Below are 15,593 nucleotides of genomic sequence, written 5' to 3' on the forward strand. Positions count from 1 at the left end.
AAATTCAAGGTTGAAAAACATTGGATTTTACAGCTTGAAAGGAATTTTAAATTTTAAATTATAAATTTTGAATCAAAAAGTTATCATATTTTCAGCGCCGTCGGGAAGTGGAAAAACCACTTTGGTAAAACATGCTTTGGAAGTAGTTTCAGAGCTTGAATTTTCGATTTCTTGTACTACAAGACAGCCGAGAGGTACTGAAGTTCACGGTGTAGATTATCATTTTTTAAGTCCGGACGAATTTCGTGCAAAAATTGCAGAAGATGCCTTTGTAGAGTACGAAGAAGTATACACCGATAAATATTACGGAACTTTAAAATCCGAAGTAGAAAAAATCTGGACTAAAGGAAAAGTAGTTATATTTGATGTAGATGTGAAAGGAGGTATTTCTTTAAAGAAATATTTCGGCGAAAAAGCTTTGTCGATTTTTATTGAACCACCTTCAATTGCAGAGTTGGAGCGTAGATTAATTTCTAGAGCAACAGACGATGCAGAAACCATCAAAACACGCGTAGCAAAAGCCGAAGAAGAGCTTTCATACGCCAATCAATTCGATGTAATCGTGATTAACGAAAACCTCGATGAAGCAAAAGAAAAAGTAGAAAGTTTAATAAAAGAATTTATTAAAGGCTAGATGTCGGAGGTTGGAAGTTTGATGCTTTATCAACTTACAACTCTGTTCTTGTTTTAATAAACCCAAAAACAGGTTACAAATGAGTACCGAAACATTAGAAAAAGCAAAAGCAGCGATTCCTGTAAAAGGTTTCTTGCAGATTAAAGATATTTTAATTCCTGAAGGAGAAGAGCTTGTAAAGGCAATTTTACAACTTAAAGAAGAAAAAAATGCCGTTATTTTAGCACATTATTATCAACCGGGAGAGATTCAGGATATTGCAGATTTCTTGGGAGATTCTCTTCAATTGGCAAGACAGGCAAAGGAAACCGATGCCGATATGATTGTGTTCTGCGGAGTACATTTCATGGCTGAAGCTGCAAAAATTCTTAACCCTACGAAAAAAGTGGTTCTTCCAGATACAATGGCGGGATGCTCTTTGGCAGACGGTTGTTCTGGTGAAGGTTTAAGAAAAATGCGTGAGCAACATCCGAATGCTTTGGTTGCCACTTACATCAACTGTAATGCAGAAACGAAGGCTGAAAGTGATATTATCGTTACAAGTTCTAACGCAGAAACCGTAATTGAAGCTTTGCCAAAAGACAGACCTATTATTTTTGCACCAGATAAAAATTTAGGAAGATATCTTTCTCAAAAAACCGGTCGCGACATGATTCTTTGGGACGGAAGCTGCATCGTTCACGAAGCTTTCTCTATGGAAAGAATTGCGAAACAATTGGCAGACAATCCAGATGCGAAACTTATTGCACACCCAGAAAGTGAAGAATCTGTATTGAAATTGGCTCATTTTATTGGTTCTACTTCTGCGTTGCTGAATTATGTTGAGAAAGACGATTGCCAAAAATTCATTATCGCTACAGAAGAAGGAATTCTTCACGAAATGAAAAAACGTGCGCCTCATAAAGAGTTGATTCCTGCATTGGTTTTTGATGAAACATGTAACTGTTCAGAATGTTTTTACATGAAGAGAAATACCATGGAAAAGCTTTATCTATGCATGAAATATGAACTTCCGGAAATTATTATTGAAGAAGAATTAAGGTTAAAAGCATTAAAGCCAATCGAGGCGATGCTTGATCTTTCTAAAAGCATCAAATAAATTATAAAGCGGGTTTTTACTCGCTTTTTTTGAATAATAAAATACCACAAATACACGCTTTTTTTTAAAATTAATAATCAGTGTATTTATGGCAAAAAATAAAGCAATAATGAGCAAAATATACCTCGAAGATGTTAAAATCTACGCTTATCATGGTGTTTTACCCGAAGAAAATATTATAGGAACGTATTATATTTTAAACTTAGAAATCCATACAGACCTTTGGAAAGCCGCAGAATCTGATGATTTGAACGACACGATTAGCTATGCCGACATCAATGATATTCTTCATCAGGAAATGCAGATAAAATCTAAGCTTTTAGAACATGTTGCGGGAAGAATCATCAATAAAATCAACGAAAAATTTTCGGATGTTTCTTACGTGAAATTAAAACTTACCAAAACTGCTCCACCAATGAAAGGCGAAATGAAAGGCGCAAGTATCGAGCTTGAAAAAAGCTTTCTATTAGGAGGTTCTGCAGATTAATTTTAAATTTTAAAAATTGAGAAATTTTTTAGTTTTCATTCTGGCTTTCATAAATATCGCAACTTTTGCTCAGGAAAATCAACCAGTTTATACTTTTCCTAAAATAAAATCGAGCATCGTAATGCCCGTAAGAATTCCTTTGGCAGAAGTAAGTAAAATGATTAATTCTTCGGTAAAAGATTTGATTTTTGAAGATAATTCATACGAAGACAATAACAACGACCAGTTTAAGGTAAAAGTCTGGAAAACCAAGCCTATACGTTTGGTTGGCGATGTGAATAACAAGATTTTTATTGAAGTTCCGCTTAAAATCTGGGCTGAAAAAGGCCTTGGAACTTTGGGCGTTTATACATATCAGGAAACGACTTTTGAAACTGTGATGTATTTTGTGACTTCCATGGAGTTTAAAAATAACTGGACTGTCGCAACAAAAACGAGTGCAAATGGCTTTAGATGGGTTGTAAAACCTGTTTTAGATTTTGGGAAAATTAAAATTCCTATCACAGGACTTGTAGAAAAAAGCCTTAAACAACAACAGACAGAGTTTTGTAAAACCATTGATGAACAAATGGCGCAGCAACTCAATTTTCAGAAATATGCGGTTATGGCTTGGAATTCTTTTTCGCAACCCTTTAAAATCTCAGACGAATACAATACTTGGTTAAAGGTAACTCCGGCGAATGTAAATGTGAGTCCGTTAAAATTTTATGGCGATGCGATTGATACAACTTTAGGAATTGATGTTTTCTCTGAAACTTTTACCGGAATAAAGCCTGAAGCTTCGCAACCTATTCGTACAGCGATGAATTTTAATTTTGTTCCGCTTCTCAATGATGGTTTTCTTTTGCAAACCACTTCAAACATTCCGTTTTCTGAAGCTACAGATATTGCTAAAAAAACTTTTCTTGATAAAGAATTTGATGTGCGAGATTCTAAAGTGAAAATTACTGATATAAAAGTGTATCATAACGAAGGAAAAGTAATGATTGAGGCACAAACCGAGGGTTACGTGAAAGGGAAGTCTTTCATTTCCGGAGTTCCTGTTTACGATTCTCAAAAAAGAAAAATTGTGCTTTCACAAACAAAGTTTAAGTTGAAAACTACCAATATTCTTCAAAAAGCAGCTTCTGTGATGTTTCAAGGAAAAATTATTAAAATGATTGAAGAAGAATACGGAATTCCAACGCAAGAATTGGAAGATTCTTCCAAAAAAAGTGTTGAAGAAGCTTTTAACAAAGATTATGTAAAAGGCTTGAAGATAAACGGGAAGGTATTTAAATTAGAGCCTTCGCAGGTACTCGTAAACGATTATGGTATTACTGCAATAATAGATATTAGTGCGAATATTCGTTTGCTTATGATGAGTTTTATATAAGTTTTTTTGAAATTTAATGCGCTGAATTACTTTAGTTTCGGTGATTTTAATATAAAAATTAAGTTTTAAATTTGCTTTTAGACTAAAAAAATATATATATTTGCACACCTTAAAAAATGGTGCTTTGGCCGAGCGGCTAGGCAGTGGTCTGCAACACCATCTACAGCGGTTCGAATCCGCTAGGCACCTCGTAATAAACCCTAATTCATTTATAATGTTTTAGGGTTTTTTTATGGATTGTAAATTTTAGCAAACTACTAAAATAAGTACCACATTACAATAACTTAGATTTTAAGGCATTCTTTTTGATTCTTATCCATTACCAAATCACAAAATAATATATTATGGAACTTCAAAAAAGCCTTCTACAGAATATTGGGCAATGTCTCTCGGATGCCAATGAGACAATTGCTGTGGCTGAAAGCGTAACTGCAGGATTTTTGCAGTTTTCTTTGTCTCAAATTCATGATGCTTCGAAAGTTTTTAAAGGTGGCCTTACGGTATATGATAAAGAGCAAAAGAAAAGTCTTTTAAAAGTTGAACAGCAATCTGAAAATAGTGATGAACTGGTTTCTGAGCATTTCTCACAGGAAATGGCTCTCAAAATTGCAGAAATCTTCAATACAGATTGGGGGATTGGTATTACCGGATTTTCTCGACCTTCAGAATTTTCAAATTATAGAACTTTTGCTTATTTCAGTTTTGTGTACAAAGGTGAAATTATTCTTAGTAAAATTTTAGAACTTCACCCACGTACAGAACCTGTAAATGCACAACTGTATTACGCCGAATTTGTCTTGGGATGCTTAAAGTGTGAGCTCAATAAGATTTTTATGCAGCACCATGCAAGTTAAGTTTATTATGATAAAACGTTTCTGTTATGGATGAAAATACACTGGGCTTAATTGCGGGAGCGCTTACAAGCATTGCATCGGTTCCGCAGGTTATAAAGGTTTTTAAGACTAAAAATACCGATGATCTTTCTGCGTTAATGCTTGTAATTTTAATTTCAGGACTAAGTCTTTGGGTTTGGTATGGCTTGAAGAAAGAAGAATTACCAATCATTATTTCAAATGCATTTGCAGTTTTACTTAATGTTATCTTGCTTTTCTGCAAGCTGACTTTCAAAAAATAAAATATTAGGTATTTATCATTGTTATAAATATTTATAATATTAAACACAAACATCTTAAATTTTTATTATGGAAAATATAGTATTAAACGATAAAAGTTTAAAAGGAAAAACAGTTGTTATTACCGGCGGAACGAGTGGAGTAGGTCGTGCAGCAGCTGAAGCTTTTGCATTGGAAGGTTGTAACGTAGTAATTGGTGCAAGAGGAGAAAAGGGTTTGGAAGAAACTGTGGCTTTGTTGCGCGATTTAGGAGTTATTGCTTTAGCGGTAAAAACTGATGTTTCAAATGCTGATGAAGTGAAAAATCTTGCAGAACAGGCGCTGCAATTTAATGGCAGAATTGATGTCTGGGTAAATAATGCAGGAGTAATGGCGACTGGAAAATTTGAAGATATGTCTCCGGAAGCTGTAGATCAAGTAATTAAAACTAATTTACTGGGTTATCTTCATGGAGCGCACGTTGTTTTGCCAATATTTAAAAAGCAAAGCGATGGAATTCTTATCAACAATATTTCAATTGGAGGTTGGGTTCCTACACCTTACGGAACGGCATATTCTGCGTCTAAATACGGAATTCGTGGTATGGTAGATGCTTTACAAGGCGAAATTAGAGAGTTTCCAAATATTCATGTGTGTGCTTTGTATCCTGGAATGCAAAGATCGACAGGGAATTCTCATTCTGCAAAGTACTCAGGACTCGATTTTAAAGTTCCTCCAGGCGCATCAGATCCAAGAGATTTAGCGGAATTAATGGTGAAAACTGCTAAAAATCCTAAAACACATACTTTACCAGATTTTTCCTCAATGGTAATGAAAAATTTCTATAAATTTTTGCCAAAAATTTTCACAAACTTAAGTTTTGGAGTTGTTAGAATGATGATGAAGCCTTCGGATAATAAAGACACAAATGGTAATCTCTTTGTTCCTTCTTCCGGTCCGATGAAAATTTATGGACCCACTTCTTTACCTGAAGTAAGTAAGAAAACAAAAGTTGCTGCATTTGCTGTATTAGCAATTGGAGCGACGTTTCTGTTGCTGAATAGGAAGAATTAGTATTTTCTTCTTAGTATTTTAAAATGATTTTTTGCAGTAGATTCTATGCGAGTTGACCTCTGTTAGAATATGCTTCGCAAACAAGACAGAACAAATCTTCACGCAAAACACGATTGATTCTATAATCTAAAATGGCTTTAATTTCACGATCAATATCTGTTTGAGATAAGTTGTTTTTACTCTCATATTTTAGAGTTAAAGAAGGTTTTTCTTTATTTTCTGCTTGAGAATTAGTACCGTTTATTTTAGTAAGGATTTCATCGTGACGAGCTTCGTGTATTGTATTGTTGCTTAGCTTTTCTAACTTTTGTTCTTGTGCTAAAATATAGGTGCTCGAAAAAATGAGCAATGATATGGTAAATAGGAATTTCATCGATTACAGTTTTATGTCACTAAGATAAGCAAAATCACATTCTCTTTCTTGTGATTTTATAGAAATTTTTCCTTTTTAAAATCGATAAAAAAGGGTTGCCAAAAAGATGGCAACCCTCAATCCTAATTATATGATTTAAAACTATTTTTTGATTACTTTAATCACTTTGTTTTGTCCATCCGAATATTTAAGTGAAATTAAATAACTTCCAGCCGAAAGTTCAGAAAGATTAATCTGTTGTGAAGGTTTTACAAAAGTTTTCACGGCTCTTCCAGTAATATCCACTACTGTTGCTGTTTCAAGATTTTTTACATCAGAAATATTTAAAATATCATGGAACGGATTAGGGTATACTTTAACTTCTTTAGAATTCGCTTTTGTTTCTGCAGTTGCAAGGAAACTACTATCAATATTGATGTTATCAACATATAGATAAAATTGATCAGCTGCTGAATGTACATTGAATCCGAAATAATACACTCCCGTTGTTGCAGGTGTAAATGTGTAACTACCATGAGTAAGTGCTCCTGTGTTAATTCCTGTAATGTCTGTAATAACGTTAGTCATTGCCGCAACTGTTGCAGATGCACCATAAGCAACTTTTAGGTTTTCAGAGTAACTATCATTTAGGTTGTCTCCGTAATCAAATTGAATAGTATACTGAGTTCCTCCTGTAAGTTGAACTCCTTGTGTGAAAAACCATGAGTTGGCAGCGTTCGAGCTGTTGTAGTCATATCTTAGAACTTTAGAAGTGAATCCATAACCTGGGTTGTTGGCAGTATACCAGTTGTTTCCAGATCCTGCATTGATAACTGCTGTACAACCAGGAAGAGAAGGTACCGTAGCGTTTTCAAAATCTAGAGTATATGGAGTGGTGGTTGCATTACATGAAGTTGTAGATAAAGCTGGTCCCACCCATGCACTTTGGGATCCACCACAATTAGATCTTACCCAAAAGTAGTATGTTGTGTTGGAGCTAAGTGAAGGAACAGTTGCAGTAGTTCCTGAAATTCCCGTTACTTGTGGTGTGCTAGTTGCTGTTGGGGCATTAGCTGCACTGGTAGAATAATAAATTTCATAAGATGAAGGAGCTGTAGAAGGTGCAGTCCATGTTAAAGAGGCTGTAGCAGAAGTTACTGCTGTTCCTTGTGGATTATATGGTTCTACGCAAGCTGGAGCTGTTTCCCAAGTAATATCATCCCAATAAAAACCACCTGTTTTAGTTCCCGTATTTTTTACAGCAAGTCTAGCGGTTGCAGGTACGGTGTTTGGAATAATGAAAGATCTTAATGAAGACAGATCTGTATACGTTGTATTAGTTACATCGAAAGAATATAAACTTACAAATGTTGAAGCATCTGCGATATTGGTTACATATCCGACCTGAATTGCAGCTCCGGTGGTATTGCTACTTCTTGATTTAAACTTTAACCAGTTGGTTCCAGCATTTACATTGCTGAATTCTGGCAATACAATAACAGTAGAATTTGCTGTTGATGAGCTAACTTGATATAGATGCCTGTTTCCTGAAGCAACAGGTGTTGTAGAACTAATGGAAGCGGTTCCACTACCAGAAACTAGTCTTACGAAACAATCCGGAACAATAGCTCCTGTTGCATACGAATCTACATTTTCCATCATTGAAGTTACAGGACCACATAAGGTTTTAAATGTTCCTGAAAAACCGTAAGGTCCCGGTACACCTCCACAGACAGATCTCACCCAAACATAATGAGTTGTGTTAGATGGAAGTCCTGAAAGAGGAGTCGACGTTCCTGTAATATTAGTGATATTTGCAGGGGTAATGTCAGTGGGAGGAATATTCGTTGTATTGTAATATAATTGATAACCATCTGATGGAGCTGGTGAAGGAGCTGTCCAAGATACGATTGCGCCAGTCGATGTTATTGTTGCAGTTGGGGCGGTAATAGCGGTAGGAGCGGGACATGTGGTGTATTTGTTCACCGACAGAGCAAAAATGTTAGGTAATCCTGTTCCTGCTGTCTTCGTGAAAGTGACACTTTGAATAAGTTTTGTTTGGTTTGCAGCGTCAATGTTCACTGCTATTTGATAAAGACGAGGATTGGTGCCTCCACCGTCCTCAAGATTATTATTTGTACGGTTAATTCTACCAATACCCTGAAGTGCAAAGCCAGTATTGTTATACCAATCAGCCAAAGATAATCCTGTTGCAGTCTGGCTGGATCCGTCGCTGAAGTTAATTTGAGCGCTAACTGTAGATGAGCCACTTCCGCTTGTTGCAAGGATGTAAAGATTGTATGCTGCAACTGGAGTTGTTAAGGTTAATGTTCCTGTATCGTTGTTAGCAGCTAATCTCAATACATTGTTGGCAGAGTATGAAGCAAATTCATAACTTAAATTTGGGGTTGCGGTAACAGCTGATGTAAATAATCCAGATGTTGGTAAGCCGTACAGAAGGGGAGTGCTTGTAGCTGTTTGAAGATAGTCTTTAGCCACAAATGCAAAGTTGACACCATCAACATCATTATTTGTAACTGTACTCGCTGTACCTGTTCCATTGGCGATTACATCAAAGTTGAAACCGTTAGAAATTGGTGCTCGACTGTAATACTGTGCTTTCGCATGGGTATAACCCAAACTGATGCATGCAGCACTGCATACAGATAATAGAATTCTTTTCATATTCACTAATTTTAATAATTTGCCGAAATTAGTAAAAATATCAAAACAAAATATCTTATTTATTATAAATATTTAAATAATATTGTGAATATGTGATTTGTTTGTTAATTTATGTTTTGAATTTGTGAAAATTTCCGATGATACAATTTATATTCCTAGTTCTTTTGGTTCAGTTTTACTAAAAACGTTCTTATTTCTTCAGATTTTTGTGTTCCAATTAATAATTTTTTACGATTTGTAAATACAATTTGTAAACCTATATTTCCAGAGGTATTGTAGGCTTTGCCTTTCCCAAACAAGCCCTGTCGAAGCCCCCATCCTCCATATTCAGTAATAGGAGAATATTCTCTAATATAGGCCTGTTCAATAGTTTTCCAGGGGTAATATTTAAATTGAAGATGAAAAGGAAATAATCGAACACGAATACCAAGCTCATCAATTTTTGTTTCTAGTTTTATCAAAAAAAACAATAGAAAAATAAGAAGACAAATTACCGAGGAAATTGCTAATTCTGAGGTTGCAAATTCTTCGCTGTTTTCGAAATAGTTGAAAATGGTAATACCAATTAAGAAAATAATAATTAGCCAAAGCCACCATTGTCTGAAGCTTTGTTTTTCATAAAATACAGGATTGGGTTTCATGGTATGTTTTTAATATAAAATTAAATATTTTTAATATATACAACGAGATTTTTCGACAGTTAAAATTTTCTTCTGGATAAGATTTTGTAGATTATACATTTTTTAATGTAGTTTTAAGGAATAAAAAGCAATTTGTATTAAGAATATTTTTACTTTTGAGAAATTTACAGTTTGAAATAAAAAAAAAGTAAAAATTTGTTATAATTGTGCAATCGTTTGCATTCTCAATTATGCAACCATTAAAAATCAATAAATCGCAGGATTGTGAATAGGGTTAATCTAAAAACGAATTTTTAGTTGTAGCTAATTCCTTAACGCGTAAAAAAAATAATTTTTTTGAAAATGAATACATTAAAACTTGGTCTAGCTGTCTTTTCGCTGTCTTTTACAGGGATTACGGCTCAGGTGAAAAAGGATACTTTAGCTGAAAAAATACTTGTGTATCAACTTCCAAACGGAGGTTGGGGAAAACAGTTGGATGATAAAAGTACGGTAGACTACAAGTTGCCTTTAACAAAGGAGTTGATTAGCAAAGTTAAAGCAACAGGCAATGATCACGCAACAATCGACAATAGTGCAACAACTAGAGAAATTAATGCACTTATTACAGCTTTTAAAACCACCCAAAACCCGGAGTATCTTAAAGCAGCAGAATGCGGAATTAAATATCTTTTGTTGATGCAATACGACAATGGAGGTTTTCCGCAATATTATCCTAATTCTGCGATTTACAGAAAGCAAGTAACCTACAATGATAATGCGATGATTAATGCTCTTACCGTTTTGAACAACGTTGCAGAAGGTACAGAAGGTTTTGACGTCGTGAATTCTAAATTAAAAGAAAAGTCTAAAGTTGCTGTTCAAAAAGGAATTCAATGTATTTTGAAAACTCAGGTTGTACAAAACGGAAAACTTTCAATCTGGGCAGACCAATACAACGAAATTTCCCTTAAACCAGACAAAGCAAGAGCTTTTGAACCAATTTCTTTGGCTTCTGGAGAATCGATTGGGATTTTAAAATTTTTGATGATGCAACCTGTAACACCGGAAATTGAAAAATCTGTGAGAGCCGCTGTAAAATGGTTCGATGAGAGTAGAATTAAAGGTTATGCCTATGAAGTTTCAAAGGAAAATGGAAAAGCTGTTCGTACATTAAGCAAGAAAGAAGGCTCTTCAATTTGGGCAAGATTTTACGATATTCCGACCAATAAACCGATTTTTGGCGACCGAGACGGAAGCGTGAAATTTAATTATGATGAGGTTTCTGAAGAACGTAGAAATGGATACAGTTGGTTTAATGAAGGAGGTAATAAATTGATTGAAAAAGAATTTCCAAAATGGTTAAAGAAAAATAATTTAACACCTTAATTATAGAACCCAATTGTAAGTTCAATAAAAAATTAAATCCTGAAGTTTTTATGCTTCAGGATTTTTTATGTTGAAAAATCGGAAAAATTTTTAAATATTTTTAATCTTTTCTTGAAAATGCAAAATAGATTACGTACAACCAACCAAAAATTGCATGAATGATTGCCCAAAGAATAGACCTGTTTCTGTCCCAAGAAGCGACCACGGCAATTACAGAACCTAGACCAATTCCTGTCTGAGTAACAGTATTGGTAATTTTGGTTGCAGATTCTAAATCTGTATTACTCTGCGCACTAATTATGCTGAAAGTAAATAACAAAAGTGTGAATGAAAATAATTTTTTATTCATTGATGTTACTTTTTTAATAGAGTAAAAATACAAAAAAGAATGAATTTCCTTGATTTTATTTCACCTCAAAACGATAATTTTAAACTCCCGTTCTCCTTGTTTTAATTTGGGTTTGTACAATTTATTTTTTAAGTGTGTGCAAGTCTTTTCATTTAAAATTTTATATGATTCCCAAAAGTATAAGTTGCAGCAATTGTAGAGCCTTTGTAGCCCCATTCTAGAGATCCGTTTAAAAATCTGCGCTGTACATGTACATCTACATCCAGACCAGAATATCCTGCCATAATGCTAAAATTTCGGTAAGCATTGAAAAGTAAAGAAACATTGTAGCTTAAGATGCTTCCATCTATATTGTCAATTTTAGCAGAGAGGTAGTTAATGTTTCCGTATAACCCAAATCTTTTACCTAACACCCAAGAACCCCAAATTCCGACGTCTGGAAGTGGAGCCGTTACTTTAAACTGGTCGCTTATCCCAACACTTCCAATATTGGTATCGAGCCACATTCCCATATCAATAAACATGAGATGGGTACCGATAAGTACACCAATTTCGTATTTTGGTTTGCAGATAATTGCATATTGATAATCGAATCTTAAAATACTTGTGTTGAAATAAGCTCCTACTTGTGCATAAATGGGATAAGTATGGTCTTTAAAGTTGATGCTTTCGTCTAAAGTATAAACTGTTTTTCTATTTAAATAAAAATATTCTAGTTCAAATTTTGAACGTTTCGAAGCTCTCCACATTGCATTGGCATAAAAGGAGTTGGTGGTCGTGTCAAACCCCAAATTGTCTTCCAAATCGATTCTTGTTCCTATTCTTCCGTTGTTTCCGTTTACACTTACAGCGGTATTATTGAGAGGGAAAAATCCACCTGCCATTAATCTAAATCTTCTTGCATGCCATGGTAAATCTTCTACAGTTTCTTGCGTGTTGGGTAAAATACTGTCTGAAACTATGATGGAATCTTGTATTGGATCAGAACTTCCTTGTGCATGTACAGCGAAGTGCATTGCAAAAACAATAATAATGGTACTAATTTTTTTCATGATTTTCTGGTTATTAGTTGTTGAAAAATCAGGTAAAATGATTTCGTTAAAATCTAATTTAAAGTTAGCACAAATTAAAATATTATGGTTAAATTTTTTACTTTTCTTTAGTATTGTTCAAAGTTTGAAGCCAAGATGCACATATTTTTTTCCAGTTGTCTGTGAGTTCTGTTTTGTTGGAAATACCAATTTGATGTTCACCTTCTGGGAAAACAAAAAGAGCACCCTTTACTTTATTTTTTATCATCGATTCGTAGTACAAAATACTGTTGATGACTGGAACAGCAGGGTCGTTTTGTGCATGAAACAAAATTGTTGGTGGCGTTTTTTCTGTCACTCTGTTTTGCATAGAATATTCAGTAATTTTCTCGGAAGAGGCATTTTCACCTAAAAGATTTATACGACTTCCTTTGTGAGCAAATTCTCCCAAATCAATAACTGGTGAAACCAAAATTGAAAAATTAGGGATCGTTGAAATTGTTGCCCAATCTCCTTTTAATTCAGTATAATCTGTAGAAATATTACTTACCATTGCAGCAAGATGACCACCCGCTGAAGTTCCCAAAACACCAATTTGCTCAGGTGAAATTCCGTATTGAGCGGCATTTTTTCGGACTAATTTTATCGCAGCCTGAATATCTTGAAGTGGCCCAATTTCTCGTTGTTTTAAATCTGGTGACGTAGGTAAACGATAATTCAGAACGAAAGCGGTAATTCCTAATGTATTGAGCCATTTTGCATAAGAATATCCTCCCAAATCATACGTTAAATGTCTGTAACCACCACCTGGAATAATAATGACCGCCATCGGTTTTCTTTCTTCTTTCGCCGGTAAAAAAGCAAACAGTTCTGCTTCCTGAATTTGCGTAATTCTGCCTTCTTTTTCTTCTACGATATCTAATTTCAATCCTTTAGAATTGGGCATTTCTCCCTTTTGCCAAACAGAAATTTTCTGTTGAGCCGAAATTGTAATTCCAAGAAAAATAAATATTAAAATGAATTTTTTCATTATTTAAATTTTAAAAGTAAAAACCAAATTACTCATCACTTATTACTCATCTCAAAAAGCCAGTCTGCACACAATTTTTTCCAGTTTTCGCTCAATTCATCTTTGTCGGTCACAAAAAAACGATGTCCGCCTCTTGGAAAAATAAAAAGTGAGCCTTTTACTTTATTTTTAGTCATGGCTTTGAAGTACAAAATACTGTTCATCGGAGGAACAGCCGTATCGTCTTCATTATGAAAAAGTAGGGTTGGAGGTGTTTTTTCTGTCACTCTGTTTTGCATAGAATACTCTGTAATCATTTCTGGTGAAGCGTTTTCGCCCAGTAAACTTATTCTGCTTCCTTTGTGAGCAAATTCTCCAAAATCAATTACCGGACAAAACAAAACAGCCAAATTCGGAATGGTTGAAATATTTTCCCAATCGCCTTTTAAACCTGTATAATCAGTAGAAATATTACAAACAGAAGTTGCTAAATGACCGCCTGCAGAAGTTCCGACAACGCACACTAAATTGGGTGAAATTCCCCATTGTTGCGCATTTTTACGAATATATTTTATAGAAGCCTGAATATCTTGAAGTGGCGCAATTTCTCTTTGAATTAAATCTTCCGAAGTCGGCAATCTATAGTTGAGAACAAAAGCGGAAATTCCTTGTGTATTGAGCCATTTTGCAATTTGAAAAGCACCTTCATCGTACGTAAGTTTCGAATAACCACCACCCGGAATAATGATGAGCGACATTTTGCTTCTTTCCTTTACTGGCGGAAGAAATGCGAACAATTCTGGTTCTTTTACCGTAGCTAAAATCTTTTTCTTTTTGGTTTTTGAAGCTAAAATTTTTGAATTTGGCATTTCACCTTTTGGCCAAAACATCAGTTTTTCCTGAGCTGAAATTTGTGAGAAAATTATAAATACGAATACGAAAATGAATTTTTTCATGACTTTAATTTTTACTTTAAAGTGTATTAAAAAAACCTAACAGGTTTTTAAAACCTGTTAGGTTTGATTATTTTTAGATTAATTTTTCAAAAAATCTTCTCTGAAAGGCGTAAAAGCATCAATCAATTTTCCTTCTTCCAAACATTTTACACCGTGAAAAATATTGGGTTGGGCAAAAAATCCGTCGCCTTTTTCTAAGATTTTGGTTTCGCCGTCCACTGTTACTTCAAATTTTCCTTCCGCAACATAGGTAATTTGCGAGTGAAAATGTTGATGAACGGCTCCGATGGCGTCTTTTTCAAACTTTACAATCACCATCATTACTTGTGAGTTGTAGCCAACAAATTGCCTGGAAACACCATTTCCTAAGTCTTCCCACTCAGAATTGCCGTCGAAAAAAGGTTGTTTTTTGAAATCCATTTTTTTGTTTTTGAATTTTAAACTTTACCTGCATTCACTTTGCCATGCTGCAACCGCTATGTTAATTTCTCGCGCAGATTATACAGGTTACGAAGAAGATTTTTTGCAATTCAATCAGTGAAAATCTGTGGGAACACTATTTAATATACTTTTCTAAACCGAGGTTCAGTGTTTTTAAACTTTTTAAAGCCAATTTTGCAACAGTTGTTGCACCAAAAGCCGATAAATGCGTGTCGTCTTCTTTTCCTTTTGGGTAGTAAGGGTCTTCGCCTTCTTTATAGTGTAAATGCAGTTTTTTAGACTTTTCAGGACCTGCAGCGATTTCCATTTGTTCGGTAAGCAATTGCATATCTACAAAAGGAACTTTTAAATCATCCGCAACCAATCTTACCACTAATGGATACGCATTGTGAGTATCTATTAAAACTCCGTTTTCGTTAAAATTTCTTCTTACAATAGAAGTCATCAAAATAGGGGTTGCTCCTTTTGCACGCGTTTCTTTCACATATCTTTCAAGATTTGCACGATATTGTGTGTAAGGATTGGTAAATTTTGTAGAGTCTTTCAGCTTCTGGTCGTTGTGCCCAAACTGAATGATTACATAATCTCCCTTTTTAAGCTGTTTTTCAACTTTGTCCCATCTTCCTTCCGTTCTGAAACTTTTTGAGCTTCTCCCGTTCATGGCGTGGTTTTGAATTTCAATTCCGTTCGTCATTAAGGTAGGAAGCATTTGTCCCCATCCGTGTTCAGGGTTTTTGTCGGGGTTTTCCTTATCTGCCATTGTAGAATCTCCAATAAGGAATAACGTAGGTTTTTTCTGAGCCATTAATAGAGTTGAAATTCCAATGCTCAGAATTAGAAGTAGCTTTTTCATTTTTTAAATTTATTTTAATTAAATTCTTTTGTTTTGAAACAAAAGAAACAAAAATTCAAGACTTGGAAATTTCCGCTAAAAATTTAAATTAAATCCTAAAATTTCCAAAACTCGGGCGGAAAGCACG

17 protein-coding genes and 1 tRNA gene are annotated in these 15,593 nt (G+C 34.6%); 9 read left to right on the forward strand and 9 right to left on the reverse strand.

Going from position 1 to position 15,593, the window contains the following annotated elements; genetic code table 11:
* The first annotated feature begins 67 nt into the window (after positions 1-67).
* From gmk to AC2A1D_RS08225, 8 genes are all read left to right on the forward strand, one after another.
* Positions 68-634 (forward strand): guanylate kinase, encoded by a 567-nt coding sequence (gmk, locus tag AC2A1D_RS08190; RefSeq protein WP_484043143.1) that lies wholly within the window; start codon positions 68-70, stop codon positions 632-634.
* A gap of 79 nt (positions 635-713) precedes the next feature.
* Positions 714-1,733, forward strand: a complete 1,020-nt coding sequence (nadA, locus tag AC2A1D_RS08195; RefSeq protein WP_484043144.1) for a quinolinate synthase NadA — start codon at positions 714-716, stop codon at positions 1,731-1,733.
* A gap of 106 nt (positions 1,734-1,839) precedes the next feature.
* Positions 1,840-2,220, forward strand: a complete 381-nt coding sequence (gene folB / locus AC2A1D_RS08200; protein WP_484043329.1) for a dihydroneopterin aldolase — start codon at positions 1,840-1,842, stop codon at positions 2,218-2,220.
* A 16-nt stretch (positions 2,221-2,236) separates the two neighbouring features.
* Positions 2,237-3,595, forward strand: coding sequence for a DUF4403 family protein (locus tag AC2A1D_RS08205; protein WP_484043145.1), 1,359 nt, complete (start codon positions 2,237-2,239; stop codon positions 3,593-3,595).
* Positions 3,596-3,713: 118 nt separating this feature from the next.
* Positions 3,714-3,784 (forward strand) — tRNA-Cys (locus tag AC2A1D_RS08210).
* Between the two features lie 155 nt (positions 3,785-3,939).
* Complete coding sequence (locus AC2A1D_RS08215) at positions 3,940-4,449, forward strand: CinA family protein (protein ID WP_484043146.1); 510 nt, start codon at positions 3,940-3,942, stop codon at positions 4,447-4,449.
* A 26-nt stretch (positions 4,450-4,475) separates the two neighbouring features.
* Entirely contained in the window at positions 4,476-4,730 is a 255-nt protein-coding gene (locus AC2A1D_RS08220; protein ID WP_484043147.1) for a SemiSWEET transporter, read from the forward strand.
* A 67-nt stretch (positions 4,731-4,797) separates the two neighbouring features.
* Positions 4,798-5,781 carry an SDR family oxidoreductase gene (locus AC2A1D_RS08225; RefSeq protein WP_484043148.1) on the forward strand — a complete coding sequence of 328 codons (984 nt, stop codon included), beginning with the start codon at positions 4,798-4,800 and terminating at the stop codon, positions 5,779-5,781.
* Positions 5,782-5,824: 43 nt separating this feature from the next.
* Here AC2A1D_RS08225 and AC2A1D_RS08230 read toward each other — a convergent pair whose 3' ends face one another.
* From AC2A1D_RS08230 to AC2A1D_RS08240, 3 genes are all read right to left on the reverse strand, one after another.
* Entirely contained in the window at positions 5,825-6,154 is a 330-nt protein-coding gene (locus tag AC2A1D_RS08230; protein WP_484043149.1) for a hypothetical protein, read from the reverse strand.
* 141 nt (positions 6,155-6,295) lie between these two features.
* The gene (locus tag AC2A1D_RS08235; protein ID WP_484043150.1) at positions 6,296-8,818 is read right to left on the reverse strand and encodes a fibronectin type III domain-containing protein; all 2,523 of its coding nucleotides are present in this window, start codon (positions 8,816-8,818) and stop codon (positions 6,296-6,298) included.
* A 155-nt stretch (positions 8,819-8,973) separates the two neighbouring features.
* Positions 8,974-9,459 carry a hypothetical protein gene (locus AC2A1D_RS08240; RefSeq protein ID WP_484043151.1) on the reverse strand — a complete coding sequence of 162 codons (486 nt, stop codon included), beginning with the start codon at positions 9,457-9,459 and terminating at the stop codon, positions 8,974-8,976.
* Between the two features lie 342 nt (positions 9,460-9,801).
* Between AC2A1D_RS08240 and pelA the strand changes: the two genes are divergently transcribed.
* Positions 9,802-10,827 carry a pectate lyase gene (gene pelA, locus AC2A1D_RS08245; RefSeq protein WP_484043152.1) on the forward strand — a complete coding sequence of 342 codons (1,026 nt, stop codon included), beginning with the start codon at positions 9,802-9,804 and terminating at the stop codon, positions 10,825-10,827.
* A 100-nt stretch (positions 10,828-10,927) separates the two neighbouring features.
* Here the strand turns inward: pelA and AC2A1D_RS08250 are convergent, their stop codons facing one another.
* The 6 genes from AC2A1D_RS08250 to AC2A1D_RS08275 all read right to left on the reverse strand — a co-directional run bounded on the left by AC2A1D_RS08250 (position 10,928) and on the right by AC2A1D_RS08275 (position 15,466).
* Positions 10,928-11,176 carry a hypothetical protein gene (locus tag AC2A1D_RS08250; protein WP_484043153.1) on the reverse strand — a complete coding sequence of 83 codons (249 nt, stop codon included), beginning with the start codon at positions 11,174-11,176 and terminating at the stop codon, positions 10,928-10,930.
* A 152-nt stretch (positions 11,177-11,328) separates the two neighbouring features.
* Positions 11,329-12,228 (reverse strand): hypothetical protein, encoded by a 900-nt coding sequence (locus AC2A1D_RS08255; protein WP_484043154.1) that lies wholly within the window; start codon positions 12,226-12,228, stop codon positions 11,329-11,331.
* 97 nt (positions 12,229-12,325) lie between these two features.
* Positions 12,326-13,237, reverse strand: coding sequence for an alpha/beta hydrolase (locus AC2A1D_RS08260; RefSeq protein ID WP_484043155.1), 912 nt, complete (start codon positions 13,235-13,237; stop codon positions 12,326-12,328).
* A gap of 35 nt (positions 13,238-13,272) precedes the next feature.
* Positions 13,273-14,172, reverse strand: a complete 900-nt coding sequence (locus AC2A1D_RS08265) for an alpha/beta hydrolase (protein WP_484043156.1) — start codon at positions 14,170-14,172, stop codon at positions 13,273-13,275.
* A 78-nt stretch (positions 14,173-14,250) separates the two neighbouring features.
* Positions 14,251-14,592, reverse strand: a complete 342-nt coding sequence (locus AC2A1D_RS08270) for a cupin domain-containing protein (RefSeq protein ID WP_484043157.1) — start codon at positions 14,590-14,592, stop codon at positions 14,251-14,253.
* A gap of 136 nt (positions 14,593-14,728) precedes the next feature.
* Positions 14,729-15,466 (reverse strand): rhamnogalacturonan acetylesterase, encoded by a 738-nt coding sequence (locus tag AC2A1D_RS08275; RefSeq protein WP_484043158.1) that lies wholly within the window; start codon positions 15,464-15,466, stop codon positions 14,729-14,731.
* Positions 15,467-15,593: the final 127 nt, after the last annotated feature.

The organism is Chryseobacterium sp. HNCC26DJ239, from assembly GCF_057180445.1.